Origin of the sequence: Hydrogenophaga sp. A37 (assembly GCF_002001205.1) — a bacterium.
Classification (GTDB): domain Bacteria; phylum Pseudomonadota; class Gammaproteobacteria; order Burkholderiales; family Burkholderiaceae_C; genus Hydrogenophaga.
In genome coordinates, this window is record NZ_MUNZ01000188.1 from 1 (window position 1) to 17,827 (window position 17,827).

Below are 17,827 nucleotides of genomic sequence, written 5' to 3' on the forward strand. Positions count from 1 at the left end.
GGGAAGACTGGATCAATGTCCTGCCAACAGGTGCCGACGACGCCGGCGTTTAACCCCTATCCCCGATCAGTTCAGGTGGGGGAGTTTGAGGTGGCCATAGACGGGGGAATTTGACTGGCCATCAGGGTCCGGAAAGCGTGCTCGCTGGCGCGCGACCATTTCAGCGTTCATCTCCACCACCGAGAGCCGCCCGCCGGCCTCGGCGACGCGTTTCACCAGCGGCGGAAAGAAACCGATCATGCCCAGGTGGTCCTGTGCGTTCAGTTGCACGTCGCCGAGCGAATTGCCTGCCGGCGGGGGCTCGTAGCCCACCCGGCGCCAGACCGAGTCGGTCAGGGCGTTGACGGCGGCCAGCGCGATGGCGCGTTCCACCGCACTGCCACCGGCCAGGCGCTGCGCGAGGGCCAGCGGGTCTGCGCCCTGCAAGGGCCATTCGCCGCCACCGTGCGCGCGCAGCAGCGCGGCCAGCGTGTCGCCGAGCAGCACGTAAGACAGGCCAAACGCGCCGTCTTCCAGCTCGATGGCGCAGAACTCGGCATCGTGCTCACCTGCAGCGCCAAGCCTGCGCGGCAGGTGCAGACGGCGCACCCGTGGCGTGGGGTGACGCTGCGCGATGGCCGCGAGTTGCGAGAGGATGGCCGAGGCGATGGAGGGGGATGGGTTCATGGCGGCTTGAGGACGGCGGGGCGGTGGCAGGCTCTGCCAGGGGCGGCGGTGGCCAGATTCTGGCACCGGGCCGGCGTCGGAACGAGTCTCGCGACGCAGAAACGGGGCCACCCAAGGGCACCGGCGGGCCGGCTCTGCCGGACGTCCAGTGCCGCCCCCCTTTGGGGGTAGCGCGAAGCGCTGCGGGGGGCTTTCAGTCGATCGGCCGCACCAGCCTCACCGTCAGCTTGCTGCGTTTCAGCACGTCGCCGTGCGACTCGCCCGTGGCGGTGTTCACGGCCCAGCCGTGCAGAAACTTCAACTGTCTGGTGTTCTGCCCGTTCAGGCCACGTTGGACGTTGTTGTAGCTGTAGGCGTTGAAAGAAGGCGTGTTGATGGTGGTCGTGGCGGTCCAGCACCAGCCCTCACCGACCGTTGGCAACAGCGTCTGTCCCGCCGGGGTCGGCTGGGCGTTCTGGTTGGCCAGTTGCTGCAGCTCTTTCATGTGCGGCAGGCGCCAGGCGATGCCTTCGGCCTTCTCGCGCGCCTTGACGTGCGCGAGCGCTTCGGCGTGGTCGAGCTGCAAGGCCGTGCCGGTGCAGCGCTGACCGGTCCATTGCATGCCTTCCACGCAGCGGGGCCAGGCCACGCGGGCGCTGCTGTGGATGATGTGGCCGCCATCCTTCGTCAGCCCCCAGTCGGGCGGGGCCACCTCGTCGCTGGTGGCGGCGAAGGCCGCGGGCCACCCGGCGCACAGGGCCCCGAGGAGCAGGAAACGGGCGGGGCGGGAGGTGGGTCTGTTCATGGGGTTCACGGCAGGTGGTTTCAGTGGGTTCAGTTGCGGGCGTGGGCCACGCCCACCACCTCGACTTCGGGCCGGGCGCCCAACTGCTCGGCCAGCCGGGGCAACGACCAGCAGCTGCACCGGTCGATGGCCACCGCCACGAAGTGCCACTGGGCCAGCGCGTTTTCCACGTGGATGGCGATCGACCCGGGCGCGAGCTCGTAGCCGCAGTCCTTGAGCCAGCCGGCAAGTTCGGCCTCGGTTGGCGCGTGTGCGGCACCAAAGCGCAAGCTGATGCCGATGGCGTGGCGCGAGGGCAGATGAGATTCCAGGCGCGAGCCCCACACCATCAGCGCGGTGGACAAGGCGGTCAGCAAAATCGCCGCGCCGTACAGCCCGACACCGACCAGCACGCCGATGGCGGACGAGGCCCAGATGGAGGCCGCTGTGGTCAGGCCGCTGATGCTCAGCCCCTCTTTCATGATGACGCCGGCGCCGAGAAAACCGATGCCGGTGACGATGCCCTGCACCACCCGAGTGGGGTCGGTGATCACGCTGGTTTCCCCGCCGTGGCCGCCATACCAGTAAGCCGAGTAACCGACGAACACCGTCAACGCGGCAGAGGCCATGCACACGATGCCGTAGGTGCGCATGCCGGCGGCGCGGCCGTGGTACGAGCGTTCGTAACCCACCACCAGGCCCAGCAGCAGGGCGCCCAGCAGGTTCATGAACACGACCAGGTTCGCCTCGACGATGGGCGTCGACCAGAACGAGGCCATCCACTCCCACGAAAGCATGATCCAACCCTTTTCAGTGATGCCTTGGCAGCCGCGTTGCGCGCGGCGGCCTTGATGCCTGTATCGGCCGGGTTGGGGGAAAGCTGAGCGCCGTGTGGAACGTGTTTGAGATCTCAGGAGGGGCCGTCGGAGTGGGTGGCTTCAGGGTCCGTGGCCGCCGGACCAGCAGCGGCCCTCAGCCAGCGTGGCCAGCGGCCATCGCGCGCAAGGCATCGGCGGTGGCCTCGTCACCTGGGAAGAAGGTCTCAAGCGCCAGTTCCTGCAGCGTGATGTCCACCGGCGAACCGAACACGGTGGTGGTGCTGATCAGGTGCAGGGTGCCACCCGGCGTCTCGAACAGGAAGGGCATGAGCACGCCAGGGTGTTCGCCATCCAGTCGCTGCGTGGCGTTGGCGGGCTGGGCCGGGTAGGCCATCAGCTCGGTCAGCAGGTCCGCCAGGCCCTCGTCGCCCGTCTGGTGGATCTGCTGGCGCAGGCGGCCAAACAGGTGCTCGCGCCACTGGTTGAGGTTGGCGATGCGCGGCGCCAGGCCGTCCGGGTGCAGGCTGATGCGCAGCAGGTTGACGGGCCCCTGCAGCAGTTCGGGCGCCACGCCGGCCAGCAGCGGCGCGACCATGCGGTTGGCCAACACCATGTTCCAGTGCCGGTCGAAGGCCACGGCGGGCCAGGGCTCGTGGCTGTCCAGGATGTGCTGCACGGCGCGGCGCGCGGCCAGCATGCTGGGGTCGTCCATGGCGTGCTCCCGGTACATGGGCGCGTAACCCGCCGCGACCAGCCAGGCGTTGCGCTCGCGCAGCGGTACCGCGAGCCGCTCGCACAGTCGCAGCACCAGCTCGCGGCTGGGGCTGGCCTTGCCGGTTTCCACGCAGCTCAGGTGGCGCGTGGAGAGTTCGGCGTCGGCTGCCAGATCAAGCTGGCTCAGGCGGCGCAGCTGGCGCCAGTGGCGCAGGTGGTCGCCGACGCTGGTGCGGCGTGTGGGTGTGGGGGCAAGGGCGGCGTGCATGGGCGCATGGTAGATCGGTCGCGCCGACGGTCCATGACCTGCGGGGTCATGGACCCGGTGCGGGCGCTGGCCGAGCATGGTGGCTCCCGTTCCTTCTTTTCAACCCCTTCAAGGAGTTCACCATGTTGAATCTGTCGGTTTCTGCGTTGCGTCGCGTGCTCTGGCTGGATGCCGCCAGTGGCCTGGGCATGGCCGTCGCGCATTTCGGGTTTTCAGACTTGTTGTCCGAGTGGCTGGGCCTGCCCTTGGCCTGGCTGCAGGTGTCGGGCGTGATTGTTTGCGGCGCGGCGCTGTTGTCAGGCGCGCTGGCTTCGCGAGCCCGGCCTCCGTCTGCGGGCGTGCGCCTGCTGGCGGCGGGCAATTTCCTGTGGGTGGCCGCCAGCGTGTGGGCGGTCTGGGGCGCCGGCCTGCCGCTCACCACGCTGGGCGCGGTGTGGGTGCTGCTGCAGGCGGCGTTCGTGTTCGGGCTGGCCGAGCTGGAGTGGGCGGGCAGCCGTCAGACGCAGGGCCTGGCGGTGGCCTGAACGCGTTGGCTCAGATCAGCCGCGCAATCAGCGCACCCTCGGTGGGCGCACCCAGCGGCACCCAGACGCGGATCGGGCTGCCATGCGCGACCTCGATGGCGTTGCCGTCCTGGTTGCGCATGGCGTCGAGCTGCACGACGCGGTTGCCGCCGGGGTGAATCACCTCCAGCCGGTCGCCGACGGCGAAGCGGTTCTTGGCTTCGACCTCGGTCCAGCCGTCTTCGCGCACCTGCAGCACCTCGCCGACGAACTGGCTGCGATGACTCTCGCTGTGGCCGGTGATGTAGTTCTGGTAGTCCTGCGCCGGGCGGCGCTCCATCAGGCCGCCGGTGTAGCCGCGGTTGGACAGGCCTTCCAGCTCCAGCAGCAGCTCGGGGTTGAAGGGCTTGCCGGCCACGGCGTCGTCGATGGCGCGGCGGTAGACCTGCGCGGTGCGCGCCACGTAGTAGTGGCTCTTGGTGCGGCCTTCGATCTTGAGCGAGTCGATGCCCATGGCCGCCAACTTGCCCACGTGCTCCACCGCGCGCAGGTCCTTGCTGTTCATGATGTAGGTGCCGTGCTCGTCTTCCATGATCGGCATGAGTTCGCCCGGGCGGCCGGCTTCTTCGATCAGCCAAACCTTGTTGGCTTCAGGGTGGCGCTGGCCGTTGCCCACGGTGGAGAACGCGCTGGCCGCTTCTTCGTCTTCCTGCGCGAAGTTGAAGCCGTCGAGCTGCGCCAGCGGCACCGCTTCACCCGTGTCGGTGTCGGTGCTCGCGGTCTGGGTCTTGTACTCCCAGCGGCAGGCGTTGGTGCAGGTGCCCTGATTGGGGTCGCGGCGGTTGAAGTAGCCGCTCAGCAGACAGCGGCCCGAGTAGGCGATGCACAGCGCCCCGTGCACGAACACTTCGAGCTCGATGTCCGGGCAGTCGTTGCGGATCGCCTGCACCTCGTCCAGGCTGAGCTCGCGGCTCAGGATGATGCGGCTCACCCCCTGCTTGTGCCAGAACTTCACCGCCGCGCTGTTGGTGGTGTTGGCCTGTACCGAGAGGTGGATCGGCACCTCGGGCCAGAGGCCTTTGTCCATCTGCTCGCGCACCAGCATGATCAGGCCGGCGTCGGCCATGATGAGCGCGTCGGGCTTCAACTCCACCACCGGCTGCAGGTCGCGGATGTAGGTGCGCAGCTTGTCGTTGTGCGCAATCAGGTTGCTGGTGACGAAGAATTTTTTGCCGCGTGCGTGGGCTTCTTCAATGCCCTGCGCGATCTGTTCCATGCGGAACTCGTTGTTGCGCGCGCGCAGGCTGTAGCGCGGTTGGCCGGCGTAGACGGCGTCGGCGCCGAAGTCGTAGGCGGCGCGCATGCGTTGCAGCGTGCCGGCGGGGAGCAGGAGTTCGGGGGCTTTCATCACACCCGGGATTGTCCTGCAAAGCGGGTGTGCTTCCAGCCAAGGCGGCGTGTTCGCCAACGCACAGACCGTTCCCAAACGCCCCACTACGCTGAGCCCACGCTGGTTGGACACATGTGCCTGACCAGCCACAAGGGTGATCAAGGCGAAGCAAGGCCTCACCCGCCACAACCGTTTTCGAACAAGGATTTCTCCATGAAAAAAATTGCCCTGCTTTTGACGCTGCTGTCCACCATCGGCCTGGCCGCCTGCGACCGGACCCCGGTGGTCATCAACCCACCGCCCGTGGTGGTTCCAGGCCCCGCCGGCCCGGCCGGTGCCACGGGTGCCTCTGGTGCCGCCGGTGCACAAGGTGATACCGGCGGACAAGGCGTGCAAGGCAGCACGGGTGAACAGGGCTACACCGGCACCCAGGGTGCCACAGGGACCCAGGGCGAAGAGGGCAAGGCGGGCAAGACCGGTGGCAGCACCACCGTGATCATCGAGCCGGCACCGCCAGCCCCCGCACCCGCCAATTGATCGTCACACCCGCCACCCACAGGAGCCCATCATGAGCCTTGGAACCATCTTGCTGATCGTGCTGATCCTGATGCTGATCGGCGTTTTCCCCACCTGGCCGCACAGCAAAAGCTGGGGCTATGGGCCCACCGGCGGTCTGGGCCTGGTGGTGGTCATCCTGGTGGTGCTGGTGCTGATGGGTCGCCTCTGACAGCGCATATCCACTACAGCCAGCGCGGTGATGGCCTGAGCGGCAAAAATGAGCCGTCCGGGAACCCTCCCGAAGGAGCCGTTCATGCTGTCCCGCGTTGATTTTGCGCATCCGTTTGCCTCCACCGTCAAATCCTTCCGCACCGCGTCCGGCAAGAGCGGTCGCTTTTATTCCCTGCCCGCGCTGGCCAAGCAGCATCCCAACGTGAGCCGCCTGCCGGTGTCGCTGCGCATCGTGCTGGAGAGCGTGCTACGGCATTGCGATGGGGAGCGCGTGCTGCCCGAGCAGGTGGCGCGCCTGGCCAACTGGCAGCCCAACGCCGAGCGCACCGACGAAATACCCTTTACCGTGGCGCGCGTCGTGCTGCAGGACTTCACCGGCGTGCCGCTGCTCGCCGATCTGGCCGCCATGCGCAGCACGGCGCTGCGCCTGGGCCAGGACCCACGGAAGATCGAGCCGCTGGTGCCGGTGGACCTTGTGGTGGACCACTCGGTGATGGTCGACCACTACGGCACGAAGAACGCGCTCGACCTCAACATGAAGCTGGAATTCCAGCGCAACCGCGAGCGCTACCAGTTCCTGAAATGGGGCATGCAGGCTTTCGACACCTTTGGCGTCGTGCCGCCAGGCTTTGGCATCGTGCACCAGGTCAACCTGGAGTACCTGGCGCGCGGCGTGCACATGAAGGGCGGTCTCTATTACCCCGACACCCTGGTTGGCACCGACAGCCACACCACCATGATCAACGGCATCGGCGTGGTGGGCTGGGGCGTGGGCGGCATCGAGGCCGAGGCGGCCATGCTGGGCCAGCCGGTGTCTTTCCTCACGCCAGACGTGGTCGGCTTCGAGCTCACCGGCCGGCTCCGTGAGGGCTGCACCGCGACCGACCTCGTGCTGACCGTGACCGAGATCCTGCGCCGCCACAAGGTGGTGGGCAAGTTCGTGGAGTTCTTCGGCGAAGGCACGGCCTCGCTGTCGTTGCCCGACCGCGCGACCATCGCCAACATGGCCCCCGAATACGGCGCCACGATGGGCTTCTTTCCGGTGGACGACAAGACGCTCGACTACTTCCGGGGCACCGGCCGCAGCGTGGCCGAGATCGAGGCCTTCGAGGCCTACTTCCGCGCGCAGGGGTTGTTTGGCGTGCCCGGCGCTGCGGGGGCATCGCAAGCCAGCGGCGACATCGTGTACTCGCAGGTGGTCACGCTGGACCTGGGCCAGGTGACGCCCAGCCTCGCCGGCCCCAAGCGCCCGCAAGACCGCATCGAACTCGGCCGGGTGTCGCAACAGTTCGCCGAGTTGTTCAGCCTGCCCGCCGCGCAAAACGGCTTCAACCGCCCGGCGGCGATGTTGCACACCCGCCACCAGCCCGAGCTGGGCGAACCGGCCGACACCCTGGCGCCCGAGAAGGCGACCCCCACGCCCCCGGGCGCACCGCGCTTCGTGGCCGAAATGGAGGCCAACAAGCCGGCGCGCGCCATGGCCCACGCCAAGACCGAGCCCCCTTCGCACGCGGTGCAGAAAAAACTGACCATCGGCAACGGGGACGTGTTGATCGCCGCCATCACCAGCTGCACCAACACCAGCAACCCCAGCGTGCTGCTGGCCGCCGGCCTGCTGGCGAAGAAGGCTGTGGAGGCTGGGCTCAAGGTGCAGCCGCACATCAAGACCTCGCTTGCGCCGGGCTCGCGCATCGTCACCGAGTACCTGACCCGCACCGGGCTGCTGCCGTACCTGGAAAAGCTGGGCTTCTCGCTCGCGGGCTACGGCTGCACCACCTGCATCGGCAACGCCGGTGATCTCACGGCCGAGCTCAACGAGGTCATTGCGCAGAACGACCTGGTCTGCGCCGCCGTGCTCTCGGGCAACCGCAACTTCGAGGCCCGCATCCACCCCAACCTCAAGGCCAACTTCCTGGCCAGCCCGCCGCTGGTGGTGGCCTACGCCATCGCCGGCACCGTGTTGCGCGACCTCATGACCGAGCCGGTCGGCTTCGGCACCCAAGGCAAGGCGGTGTACCTGGGCGACATCTGGCCGTCCAGCGACGAAATCCACGCGCTGTTGAAATACGCGATGCACGGCAAGGCCTATCGCGAGAACTACGAACGCATCGCCACCGAGCCGGGCAAGCTCTGGGAGCACATCCGGGGCGTGGACGGTCTGGCCTACACCTGGCCCCAGAGCACCTACATCGCCGAGCCCCCGTTTTTTGAGGGCTTCGCCCTGGAGGCGCCCCCCAGCCTCTCGGCCGCGGTCCGTGGCGCGCGCATCATGGCCCTGTTCGGCGACTCGATCACCACCGACCACATCTCGCCCGCGGGGTCGATCCAGGAAAACTCCCCGGCGGGCCAATGGCTGCTGGAGCATGGTGTGCTCAAGGCCGACTTCAACAGCTACGGCGCCCGGCGCGGCAACCACGAGGTGATGATGCGTGGCACCTTCGCCAACGTGCGCATCAAGAACCTGATGCTGCCCCCCGGCCCCGACGGTTCGCGGGAAGAGGGCGGCCAGACGATCTACCAGCACGAGGGCATCGGGCAGGGTCAGACCATGAGCATCTTCGAAGCCGCCATGCGCTACCGCGCGGCGCAAGTGCCCACGGTCATCTTCGCGGGCGAAGAGTACGGCACCGGTTCCAGCCGCGACTGGGCCGCCAAAGGCACGCAGTTGCTGGGCATCAAGGCCGTGATCGCGCGCAGCTTCGAGCGCATCCACCGCAGCAATCTGGTGGGCATGGGGGTGTTGCCCCTGCAATTCAAGGCGGGCGATTCCTGGGAAAGCCTGGGGCTGACCGGGGAAGAAGAGATCGACGTGATCCCTCCCGCCGACCTCCAGCCGCAGAGCGAAGCCCGTCTGGTGATCGTCGACCCTGACGGTGACCGCCGCGAGATCCCGCTGGTGCTGCGCATCGACACGCCGATGGAAGTGAACCATTTCCGTGCCGGAGGAATCCTCCCCCATGTGCTGAGGCAATTGTTGAGCGCTTGAGCCACTCGCCTCAACGCGGCATGATGTGTCAAACGGACTTGTCCGTCACCCCCGCCGGCCCCCGGCGCACCAGGAGTCGCCATGCGAAAGCCTGCCCTGTACAGCCGATCGGCACGAGCCGTCCCTCCACCGGGTCCCGGGGTTGAAAGCACGACGGCGGCCCAGCCTGTCATGAGCCAGGTTCCCCGGCGGGAGCGCTGGCGAGCCGGGCTGGCGACCGCTGCGGTGAGCCCGAGGGTGATGTGGGCGGCGCTGGTCCTCATGGGTGCCCTGTTGCTGGCATCGGTGTGGCAACAGTCGACGCAAGGTCCCAAGGCACTCACGCAAAAAGACATCGACGCCGCCGTGCTGCGCACGCTCACCACACAGAACCTGCCCTCGCGTGCGGCCCGCGCGGCCGAGAAAATCCGCCCCGCCGTGGTGCGGGTCGTGTCCTACGTGAAGAACAAGCAGGGCGAAGAGGTGGAGCACGGCGTGGGCACCGGCGTGGTCATCACCGACAAGGGCATCATCCTCACCAACCTGCATGTGGTGCAGTCGGCGCAGACCATCAAACTGGTGTTTGCCGACGGCTCCGAGTCGGGCGCCAACGTCGCGGGCGTGCAGGCCCAGCACGATCTGGCGGTGCTGCAGGCGCTGATCATTCCCGACGACTTTCACGCCGCCACATTGCGCACCACGGCCGACCTGGCGCCGGGCGACGAGGTGGTGGCGGTGGGCTTTCCCTTCGGCATCGGCCCTTCCACCTCGGCGGGCGTGATCTCCGGCCTGGGGCGCGCCTTCAAGTCGCCCGAAGGCGAGCAGGAAATCAACAACCTGATCCAGTTCGACGCCGCCGCCAACCCGGGCAATTCCGGCGGGCCGCTGGTCACCATGGACGGCGAGGTGGTCGGCATCGTCACCGGCATCCTTAACCCCACCAGCCACCGGACCTTTGTGGGCATTGGTTTTGCTGTGCCCATTGAAAGTGCCGCATCGGCCGCCGGTCTTCCCCCGTTTTGATCCCAAGGAGCGTTTCATGAGCGAGAGCAACACCCCCGACACCGCCCGGCTCATGGAGCAGATCCTCTACGAGGTCAAACGCGTCGTGGTCGGGCAGGACCGCTTCCTGGAGCGGGTGATGGTGGCCATGCTGGCGCAGGGCCACCTGCTGGTGGAGGGTGTGCCCGGCTTGGCCAAGACGCTGACCGTCAAGACCCTGGCCGATGTGGTGCAGGGGCGTTTCAAACGCATCCAGTTCACACCCGACCTGGTGCCCGCCGACCTCGTGGGCACGCGCATCTACAACCAGAAGACCGGCGACTTCAGCACCTCGCTCGGGCCGGTGTTTGCCAACCTGCTGCTGGCCGACGAGATCAACCGGGCGCCGGCCAAGGTGCAGAGCGCGCTGCTGGAGGTGATGCAGGAGCGGCAAGTGACGATCGCCGGCGAGTCGCACAAAGTGCCCAGCCCGTTTCTGGTGATGGCGACGCAGAACCCCATCGAGACCGAAGGCACCTACCCGCTGCCCGAGGCGCAGGTGGACCGCTTCATGATGAAGGTGCTGGTGGACTACCCGACCGACGAAGAGGAGTACGTGATCGTCGAGCGCGTCACCGGCCCGGCCGTGCAGGTGAACGCCGTGGCCACGACCGACCAGCTGGCCGCGCTGCAGGTGTTGTGCCGGCAGGTCTATGTGGACCCTTCGCTCGTGCAGTACGCCGTCAAGCTCGTGTCGGCCACGCGCGCGCCCGAGAAGCACGGCATCAAGGACATGGCCCAGCTCATCACCTACGGCGCCAGTCCGCGCGCCACCATCGGCCTGGTCGAAGGCGCGCGCGCCCTGGCCATGCTGCGAGGGCGCAGCTACGCGCTGCCCGAAGACATGAAAGACATCGTGCCCGACGTGTTGCGCCACCGGCTGGTGCTGTCGTACGAGGGCTTGTCCGAGGGGCTGGACAGCGACGCGCTGATTGCCCGCATCGTGAAGGCGGTGCCCGCGCCCGCGCGCCCGCTGGAGCACGAGAAGAAGGCCGCCTGAACGGGGATCGACGCCATGTTGTTCGGCCTCTTCAAGTCCCGCGCGCCCGAGCCGCCACCGCCACCCGCAGCGGGTGCGGGTGAGAAAGCGGACGCGTTGTTGCGCCGCCTGGAGTGGACCGTGATCCGGCGGCTCGACGGCCTGCTGCAGGGCGACTACCGCACCCTCATGCGCGGCACCGGGCTCGACCTGGCCGACCTGCGCGAGTACCAGCACCACGACGACGTTCGCCACATCGACTGGAATGTCACCGCGCGGCTGCAGCAGCCGCACGTGCGCGTGTTCACCGAAGACCGCGAAATGGCGGCCTGGTTCCTGCTCGACCTCAGCCCCTCGGTGGACTTCGGTTCGGGTGAGCAGCGCAAGATCGAACTGCTGCAGGGCTTTGTCGGGGTGCTCGCGCGACTGATCAGCCGGCACGGCAACCGCGTGGGCGCGGTGCTCTATGGCGGGCGCGGCAAGGCGGTGGTGGACACGGTGCTGCCGCCGCGCGGTGGGCGGCTGCAGGTGTTGCGTCTACTGAACTTGTTGAAGACCCCCGCCGCGCAACGCGCGACCCCCTCAAGGGGGCGACACCAGCCGTCTCCAGCGGACAGCGGCGCCACCCGCCTGGCCGACCTGTTGCACATGGCCACCCACACCGTGCGCCAGCGCTGCACCGTGTTTGTGGTGTCCGACTTCATCAGCGAACCCGGCTGGGAAAGACCGTTGGGCGAGCTGGCGCGGCGCCACGATGTGGTGGCCGTGCGCCTGATGGACCCGCTGGAGCTGGAACTGCCGGACCTGGGCCTGATCCGCGTGCGCGACGCTGAAACCGGCGAGCAGTTGCTGGTGGACACGCACGACAAGGGCTTTCGCCTGCGCTTCGCCCGCATCGCCGCGCAGCGTGAAGCGCAACTGCGCGAGAGCTTCACCCAGGCGGGCGTGGACACCCTGGAGCTGGCCACCGACGACGACCTGGCCGACGCAATCCTGCGTTTCGTGGACCTGCGCAAGCGCCGCCACGGGCTGCGCCAGGGCCTGCCTTCGCACCTGTCGACCCGTGCGTCTGCGGTCCACCCTTCTGCCGCCCGTTCAACCGCACCGGAAGGCACACCATGAAAGAACTGCCCATCACCTTCCTCTGGCCGCAGTTGCTGTGGCTGCTGCTGATCCTGCCGCTGCTGGTGCTGCTGTACTGGTGGTTGCTGCGACGGCGCAAGCAGGCCTCGCTGCGTTTTGCCAGCCTGTCCATCGTGCGCGAGGCCATGGGCAAGGGCCCGGGCTGGCGCCGCCATGTGCCACCCGTGCTGCTGTTGCTGGCCTTTGCCGCGATGCTGCTGGCCTCGGCGCGGCCGATGGCGACCATCGTGTTGCCGTCGACCCAGCAGACCATCATCCTGGCCATGGACGTGTCGGGCAGCATGCGTGCCACCGACGTGTTGCCCAACCGGTTGGTCGCTTCGCAGAACGCGGCCAAGGCGTTTCTGAAAGAGCTGCCGCGCCATGTGCGCGTGGGCATCGTGGCCTTTGCCGGATCGGCCCAGGTGGTGCAGCCCATCACGCTCAGCCGCGAAGACCTCAACGCCGCCATCGACAAGTTCCAGATGCAGCGCGCCACCGCCATCGGCAGCGCCATCGTGGTGGCGCTCTCGGAGCTGTTCCCCGGGCAGGTCGATCTGGCCAGCGTCACCTACGGCCGCAGCAACGACCCGTTTGCGCCGCAGGGCAGGGCGATCGACCAGCCCAAGACCGAGGCCGAGAAAAAGCCCTTTGAGCCCGTGCCTCCCGGCTCCTACAGCTCGGCCGCGATCATCCTGCTCACCGACGGCCAGCGCACCACCGGCGTTGACACGGCCGAGGCGGCCAAGATGGCGGCCGACCGCGGCGTGCGCGTCTACACAGTGGGCGTGGGCACGGTGGACGGCGAGGTGATCGGTTTCGAGGGCTGGTCCATGCGCGTGCGGCTGGACGAAGAGACACTCAAGTCGGTGGCCCGCGACACCAAGGGCGAGTATTTCTACGCCGGCACCGCCGAAAACCTTAAGCAGGTCTACGAGTCGCTGAGCACACGGCTCACGGTGGAGAAGAAGGAAACCGAGGTCTCGGGCCTGCTGGCGCTGGCCGCCGCACTGCTGGTGCTGATGTCGGCCGGGCTGTCGTTGTTCTGGTTCAACAGGGTGTTGTAGCGGTCAGTTCCAGCGATCACTTGGCGCGCTTGCCAGACTGCGCTGGCAGGCCCACAGCCAAGGACTGACATGGACGTGCATCGAGCAGGGCATCACGGCGCGCTGAAGTCCCATTGATCGTCGTCGCTGTGGGCCTGCGCTAACATCCCGGTCGAAAGCAAAGGCCCCTTGGAGGTAGATCACCTCGTTGTTGAATGCAAAACATGGCACTGAACCATCTCGATGTGGATGACGGGGCAATACACCCCGATACGCGCACATCGCTGTTCCTGCCTTCGCCCCAACTGGCAGATTGCGTGTGTGCGTATGTGGTGCGTGATACGTTGGATGCCCCACTGAGTCCCAAGCAGCGCTTGAGTCATTTGCCGGTGTCTCCTCTGGTCAGCATCGTTTGGTCGATTCACGGTGGCAGATCATCCATGCATATCGGAGAGGATGAATGGCCCCCGTCCTCCAGGCGTGTTGTCTTGCGTGGCCCCCGCACGCAGCCCAGCGTTTGGCAAAACCATGGCCCTGACGTTGGATTTTCCCTGACCTTTTTTCCGGATGCATTTCATGCGCTGACACATTTGAATGTGGCCAGTTTGCTTGATCAGGCCAGAAACTTGCAAACCGTACTGGGCAAAGATTGGCAGCAGATGGCGATTGCCGTCCTGCGGGCCAGCGATGATCTGGCGCGCATTCAAATCATTGAAGCATTTTTAATGCCTCGTTGGGCACCAGTGCGTGCTCCACTGTCGGTGACAGTGCCGCCGGATGGTCTGTCCTTGTTCAATGACTGGGTTGATGCGGTGGCGTTGCGCGCGTCAACTTCAACGCCTGGGCACAGCACGCGCCAACGCGAGCGGCGGACAAAAGGGCAATTGGGCCTCCCCATGCGTGCACTGCGTGGACTGGTGCGCATGGAGTCAATGTTGACGCGAGGACATGCGTCCAACGCGTTTGGTGGCCAGTCTTTGGTGGATGTGGCCCACACGATGGGATTCTCTGACCAGGCGCATTTCTCCAGAGAAGTGAAGCGTTTCTCAGGCTTGAGTCCTACTGAATTGCAGTGGGCCATTGAGACCCAAGAGTCCTATTGGCCTTACCGTTTGAGGCAGGCGCTGAAGGCGCGTTGAATCGCTCAGGGTCCTGCCCACAGGCGTGTGCATGCGCCGCAAATGTCGTTTCGATTCAAGACCGCATCCCCGCACTTCCGTAGCATCCGTGGCTTTTGTTTGCCCAGTGCACAAAGGTGTTCGGTCATGCTTCCAGGTTTGGCCTCGTGGGTTTTGAAGAGTTGGAAACTGCATTGCCGCTGCTCACCGAACAGACCATGGCCATCGCCATGACGACTCCCCCTATGCACGAACTGAGGCGCCGCAGCGGCCGAGTGTTGTTGCTTGTGGCACTTGCGGCGACCCTGGCCTCGTGCGGCGGTGGTGGCGATGCGGCTGGCGATGCTGCAACGGCCGCTCCGGTTTCGAAGCAGCATCTTGCAGACACCGACCTCAGCATCCAGCCCAAAGCCTCGGTGCTCCATATCTTTCGCAAACCAGCGCGAGCGCCAGCACGACCCTCGGCGCCTGACACCACGGCCCCGAGCGTCCCTGCTGGTTTGGCGGCAAGCAATGTCGCCAGCACCAGCCTGACGGTCAGCTGGACGGCCAGTACGGACAACGTAGGTGTAGTGGCTTACAAGGTATACCGCGACGGCACGCTGGTCGGCTCACCCAGTGCCACCCACTTCACCTTGACCGGTCTGACCGCCTCTACCAGTTATGCGATTACGGTGAAGGCGGTCGATGCGGCGGCCAATGCGTCTGCAGCAAGTGCTGCGCTCAACGCCAGCACCGCCTCGGCGGTAGTACCGGCCAGCGGCTATCCCGTGTCGGTGATTGGTCCGGTGGAGATCATCAGCTGGGCACCGGCCACCGCCTACCCTGGCGTGCCCTACCGCTACCGCGTCGGGGTCATCGGCGGGCAGGCACCGTACACCTATTCCGTCGTTACCGCACCTTCAGGCGTGACCATCGCAGCAGGCACCGGTGAGCTGTCGTGGACAGCACCCGCCAGTGCGGCAAGCCCTGTTTCCATCACGCTGCGGGCAACCGATTCGCTGGGCTCGGCTGTCGACCAAACGCTCAGCGTGCAAGTCACCAGCAGCGGCTTTTACTTTGTATCGCCCTCCGGCAATGACAGCACTGGCACCGGAACCCTGGCCTCCCCCTGGAAGACCATCGCCCATGCCCTCACAAAAGGTGCGACTGGCGACACCTTGTATGTGCGCGGCGGCAGCTATACCGGCGGCTTTGACTTTGTGGCCGGCAAGATCACGCGCCTTGTGGGCTACCCCGGCGATGCCATGCCAGCCATCAACTTGAACTTCACCAACATCAACCCGCGCTCATCGCACACCTGGGTGGAGGGGCTGGAGATTTTCAACTTCAGCCACCACGGCTTCCATGTAGATGGCAGCCAGAGCGACCTTGTCTTTCGGCGCAACCACATGCACCACCTGTACGACCCCAGCCAATCCGAGAACCCATCGTTCATTTTCTTTGCGGACAACCAGTACTACGACCGTATCATCATCCAGGACAACATCTTCCACGACCTGTTTGACCGCGGATCGGGCCTTCACGGCGATACAACGGCCAACTTCCACGGTGGCGCGTCCATCATGTACAACGTGCGCAGTGCCTTGGTTGAAAACAACGAGGTCTGGGGGATTGACGGCCCCTGCTTCAAGGACAAGGACAACGGCCAGCGCAACACCTTCCGGGGCAACTACTTCCACGACTGCGCGTCGGGCGCGATCCATTTGGCCAGCCAATACACGCAGGACCGCATAGAAGTGTCCTGGAATGTGCTGATCGGCGGCATATCGATTGGACAGCAGCCCGGCTACATACGCGACATCGACATACGCCACAACACCCTATTGGGGAGCATTGACTTCGGATGCGTGGTGGGCGATCCGGACAGCAAGAACTTCATCGTGCGGGACAATATTCTCATTCCCGACAATTCCTTTGCCTACGCATCCATCAACTGCAAGTTCCCTGACAACAGCCTGGATCTGTCGTCACAAAACAAGACGCTGAGCGCGGAAGGCCGCTTTGACTACAACCTGATTGACTCGTCATACGCCTACGTTTTTGGCTATGGCTGGTATGCCACCAATCTGGACTGGTCTGCATGGCGCACCACCTACAGCAAGGACGCGCACTCCAAGAAGACCGCCGCGCAGCTCACCAATGTGAGCCTTAAAGACTATCGCCCCAAGGCCACTTCGGCAGCCTGCGGCGCCGCATCAGACGGACGGGCAATGGGTGCGTTGGCGTGCGCGCCTTGATGGGCCATGTTTTTGGGCATCCGTCTTCTGGTCACAGCCAGTGGCGGTGGTGACGACCCCGCGGCTACCCCAATCACTCGAGCGCCCACAGCCACCGCTGTGGTGCTTCCAAACCCTTGCGCAGCAGCCCGGCAGCCGTCGTTCCAGACACGACGGACACCACTGCTCCGAGAGCATTCACCGCAAGCAGCAACGCAAGCAGCAACGCAAGCAGCAACGCAAGCGACAGCATGTCCATAAGGTCTGACACGTCCGCCGTGGTCACGGCCACTGCGTGCGACAGACCTGGGATGTTCACCCCTCAACGGCCCCCGTACCCAAACCCACCCGTTCCATGCAACGCACCACTGCCTTTACCACCACCGCGCTGACCTTGGTGTTCTTCACCACCGCCACCATGACCCCGCCTATCGAAGCAGCCACGCCGCTTGCCCCCGCCGAACGCGCCTTCGTGGGCGAATACGTGCAGTCAGGCAGCGAGACCATGGCCCAGATGGCCGTGCTCGATGACCGTACCTTCTGCTTCGCCTTCATGGGCGGTTCGATCGATTTGCTGCTGGCCGGGCACTGGAAGCTCGCGCCCAACGGCAAGGACATCCAGCTCAATGAAGTGAAAGTGCCGCGGCCACAGTTCCCCGCGCTGGCCCGCCCTGCCAAAGATGCGTCGAAAAGCGAGTTCGAAATCGACGGCTATTCGATGTCAAACGCCGTGAAGCCGGTGTTCGCCTATTCCGCCACCAACGCCGAGCCGGCTGAGTTCCGCCGGCTGTTTGCAGACACACACAACAACTGGGCCGAGCGATACCCGCTGCCGCCCGTACCCGCGGCGCAGGCGCGCTACTTCTACATCGGCAGCTCTGAGAACGATCCCGACGCGCCCTACGGCTCAGCCACCCGAAACGGCCCGAAGCGCTACAAGGTTGTGCAGTACGAACTGCGCGGCGCGGCCAAGGTGCTGGTGGGCTTCAACGCCGAGCAAAACATCATCGACCTGAGCCAACCCGTGCGGCTGGTGGGCGAGACGCTGCACCTCGGGCCACAGTCCTTTGCCAAGCGCCGACCGATCTCGGCCGAACGGGCCGAAGAAGCACGTGAAGGTTGCATCCGCCCGATGTTCGCGCAGGCCGCGGACAAGCCCCTGACGCGCAGCCAGGAAGTCGAGGAAACCAACCCCGATCTCAAGGGCCGCTCCGAGCTGGTGCCGATCAAGACCTTTTATGTCGACCCCGCGCGTGTCAAAGGCGCGCCGTGGGTCCCAGGCAAAAAGTTCTGAACACCCCCATAGGGCTCGTGGATGCCTTGCCTGCCGACCTCCCCATGGGACTCGTTCATGGCGTTGGTTTGGACCAGATACTCGGGCGGCCATGACTTGTCGCTGCCCCCCGAGGGGGCTGACCCGGCTTGGGGCGGCCCGGCGCCGGATCGATGTAGCCCCCACACTCCGCCGCTGCGCGGGTCGTTCCCC

Annotated in this window: 17 protein-coding genes; 11 read left to right on the forward strand and 6 right to left on the reverse strand. The window is 65.9% G+C overall.

Translation table 11 applies throughout. The features are described from left to right. Positions 1 to 66: 66 nt before the first annotated feature. The 4 genes from B0E41_RS24660 to B0E41_RS24675 form a co-directional block, all read right to left on the reverse strand. Positions 67 to 666: a DUF4213 domain-containing proteins gene (locus tag B0E41_RS24660; protein ID WP_077335513.1), complete on the reverse strand. Its 600-nt coding sequence runs from the start codon at positions 664 to 666 to the stop codon at positions 67 to 69. A gap of 193 nt (positions 667 to 859) precedes the next feature. Then, entirely contained in the window at positions 860 to 1,450 is a 591-nt protein-coding gene (locus B0E41_RS24665; RefSeq protein WP_077335515.1) for a DUF1566 domain-containing protein, read from the reverse strand. 29 nt (positions 1,451 to 1,479) lie between these two features. After that, entirely contained in the window at positions 1,480 to 2,226 is a 747-nt protein-coding gene (locus tag B0E41_RS24670) for an MgtC/SapB family protein (RefSeq protein ID WP_077335517.1), read from the reverse strand. Positions 2,227 to 2,401: 175 nt separating this feature from the next. Further along, a complete protein-coding gene (locus tag B0E41_RS24675) occupies positions 2,402 to 3,229 on the reverse strand; it encodes a helix-turn-helix transcriptional regulator (protein WP_143434013.1) in 828 nt (275 codons plus the stop codon). 122 nt (positions 3,230 to 3,351) lie between these two features. Here B0E41_RS24675 and B0E41_RS24680 point away from each other — a divergent pair, with 122 nt between their 5' ends. After that, positions 3,352 to 3,753, forward strand: a complete 402-nt coding sequence (locus tag B0E41_RS24680; RefSeq protein ID WP_077335521.1) for a hypothetical protein — start codon at positions 3,352 to 3,354, stop codon at positions 3,751 to 3,753. A gap of 10 nt (positions 3,754 to 3,763) precedes the next feature. On the opposite strand, the gene yegQ is transcribed toward B0E41_RS24680, so the two are convergent. Next, positions 3,764 to 5,140 (reverse strand): tRNA 5-hydroxyuridine modification protein YegQ, encoded by a 1,377-nt coding sequence (yegQ, locus tag B0E41_RS24685; RefSeq protein WP_077335523.1) that lies wholly within the window; start codon positions 5,138 to 5,140, stop codon positions 3,764 to 3,766. A 195-nt stretch (positions 5,141 to 5,335) separates the two neighbouring features. Between yegQ and B0E41_RS26890 the strand changes: the two genes are divergently transcribed. From B0E41_RS26890 to B0E41_RS24730, 9 genes are all read left to right on the forward strand, one after another. Next, entirely contained in the window at positions 5,336 to 5,659 is a 324-nt protein-coding gene (locus B0E41_RS26890; RefSeq protein ID WP_143434014.1) for a collagen-like protein, read from the forward strand. A 31-nt stretch (positions 5,660 to 5,690) separates the two neighbouring features. Continuing rightward, the gene (locus tag B0E41_RS24695; protein WP_077335525.1) at positions 5,691 to 5,849 is read left to right on the forward strand and encodes a DUF3309 family protein; all 159 of its coding nucleotides are present in this window, start codon (positions 5,691 to 5,693) and stop codon (positions 5,847 to 5,849) included. Between the two features lie 84 nt (positions 5,850 to 5,933). Next, positions 5,934 to 8,837 carry an aconitate hydratase gene (locus B0E41_RS24700; protein WP_077335527.1) on the forward strand — a complete coding sequence of 968 codons (2,904 nt, stop codon included), beginning with the start codon at positions 5,934 to 5,936 and terminating at the stop codon, positions 8,835 to 8,837. 81 nt (positions 8,838 to 8,918) lie between these two features. After that, on the forward strand, positions 8,919 to 9,839 hold the full coding sequence (locus B0E41_RS24705) for a trypsin-like peptidase domain-containing protein (protein WP_077335529.1): 921 nt from the start codon (positions 8,919 to 8,921) through the stop codon (positions 9,837 to 9,839). A 16-nt stretch (positions 9,840 to 9,855) separates the two neighbouring features. Further along, entirely contained in the window at positions 9,856 to 10,857 is a 1,002-nt protein-coding gene (locus B0E41_RS24710) for a MoxR family ATPase (RefSeq protein ID WP_077335531.1), read from the forward strand. Between the two features lie 15 nt (positions 10,858 to 10,872). Continuing rightward, complete coding sequence (locus B0E41_RS24715; RefSeq protein WP_077335533.1) at positions 10,873 to 11,958, forward strand: DUF58 domain-containing protein; 1,086 nt, start codon at positions 10,873 to 10,875, stop codon at positions 11,956 to 11,958. A gap of 11 nt (positions 11,959 to 11,969) precedes the next feature. Then, positions 11,970 to 13,025, forward strand: a complete 1,056-nt coding sequence (locus B0E41_RS24720) for a VWA domain-containing protein (protein ID WP_077335869.1) — start codon at positions 11,970 to 11,972, stop codon at positions 13,023 to 13,025. Positions 13,026 to 13,228: 203 nt separating this feature from the next. After that, positions 13,229 to 14,143 (forward strand): helix-turn-helix domain-containing protein, encoded by a 915-nt coding sequence (locus tag B0E41_RS24725; protein WP_171984870.1) that lies wholly within the window; start codon positions 13,229 to 13,231, stop codon positions 14,141 to 14,143. Between the two features lie 146 nt (positions 14,144 to 14,289). Further along, positions 14,290 to 16,362 (forward strand): putative Ig domain-containing protein, encoded by a 2,073-nt coding sequence (locus tag B0E41_RS24730; RefSeq protein WP_171984871.1) that lies wholly within the window; start codon positions 14,290 to 14,292, stop codon positions 16,360 to 16,362. 73 nt (positions 16,363 to 16,435) lie between these two features. Here the strand turns inward: B0E41_RS24730 and B0E41_RS27280 are convergent, their stop codons facing one another. Continuing rightward, on the reverse strand, positions 16,436 to 16,600 hold the full coding sequence (locus B0E41_RS27280) for a hypothetical protein (RefSeq protein WP_171984872.1): 165 nt from the start codon (positions 16,598 to 16,600) through the stop codon (positions 16,436 to 16,438). Between the two features lie 96 nt (positions 16,601 to 16,696). Between B0E41_RS27280 and B0E41_RS24740 the strand changes: the two genes are divergently transcribed. Then, positions 16,697 to 17,635, forward strand: coding sequence for a hypothetical protein (locus tag B0E41_RS24740; RefSeq protein ID WP_077335541.1), 939 nt, complete (start codon positions 16,697 to 16,699; stop codon positions 17,633 to 17,635). Positions 17,636 to 17,827 lie beyond the last annotated feature (192 nt).

Coding starts and splice junctions, on each gene's coding strand:
- yegQ (WP_077335523.1), bottom strand. CDS start 5,140: ATGAAAGCCCCCGAACTCCTGCTCCCCGCCGGCACGCTGCAACGCATG.
- B0E41_RS24670 (WP_077335517.1), bottom strand. CDS start 2,226: ATGCTTTCGTGGGAGTGGATGGCCTCGTTCTGGTCGACGCCCATCGTC.
- B0E41_RS24740 (WP_077335541.1), top strand. CDS start 16,697: ATGCAACGCACCACTGCCTTTACCACCACCGCGCTGACCTTGGTGTTC.
- B0E41_RS24680 (WP_077335521.1), top strand. CDS start 3,352: ATGTTGAATCTGTCGGTTTCTGCGTTGCGTCGCGTGCTCTGGCTGGAT.
- B0E41_RS27280 (WP_171984872.1), bottom strand. CDS start 16,600: ATGGACATGCTGTCGCTTGCGTTGCTGCTTGCGTTGCTGCTTGCGTTG.
- B0E41_RS26890 (WP_143434014.1), top strand. CDS start 5,336: ATGAAAAAAATTGCCCTGCTTTTGACGCTGCTGTCCACCATCGGCCTG.
- B0E41_RS24715 (WP_077335533.1), top strand. CDS start 10,873: ATGTTGTTCGGCCTCTTCAAGTCCCGCGCGCCCGAGCCGCCACCGCCA.
- B0E41_RS24725 (WP_171984870.1), top strand. CDS start 13,229: ATGGCACTGAACCATCTCGATGTGGATGACGGGGCAATACACCCCGAT.
- B0E41_RS24700 (WP_077335527.1), top strand. CDS start 5,934: ATGCTGTCCCGCGTTGATTTTGCGCATCCGTTTGCCTCCACCGTCAAA.
- B0E41_RS24695 (WP_077335525.1), top strand. CDS start 5,691: ATGAGCCTTGGAACCATCTTGCTGATCGTGCTGATCCTGATGCTGATC.
- B0E41_RS24710 (WP_077335531.1), top strand. CDS start 9,856: ATGAGCGAGAGCAACACCCCCGACACCGCCCGGCTCATGGAGCAGATC.
- B0E41_RS24660 (WP_077335513.1), bottom strand. CDS start 666: ATGAACCCATCCCCCTCCATCGCCTCGGCCATCCTCTCGCAACTCGCG.
- B0E41_RS24705 (WP_077335529.1), top strand. CDS start 8,919: ATGCGAAAGCCTGCCCTGTACAGCCGATCGGCACGAGCCGTCCCTCCA.
- B0E41_RS24665 (WP_077335515.1), bottom strand. CDS start 1,450: ATGAACAGACCCACCTCCCGCCCCGCCCGTTTCCTGCTCCTCGGGGCC.
- B0E41_RS24675 (WP_143434013.1), bottom strand. CDS start 3,229: ATGCACGCCGCCCTTGCCCCCACACCCACACGCCGCACCAGCGTCGGC.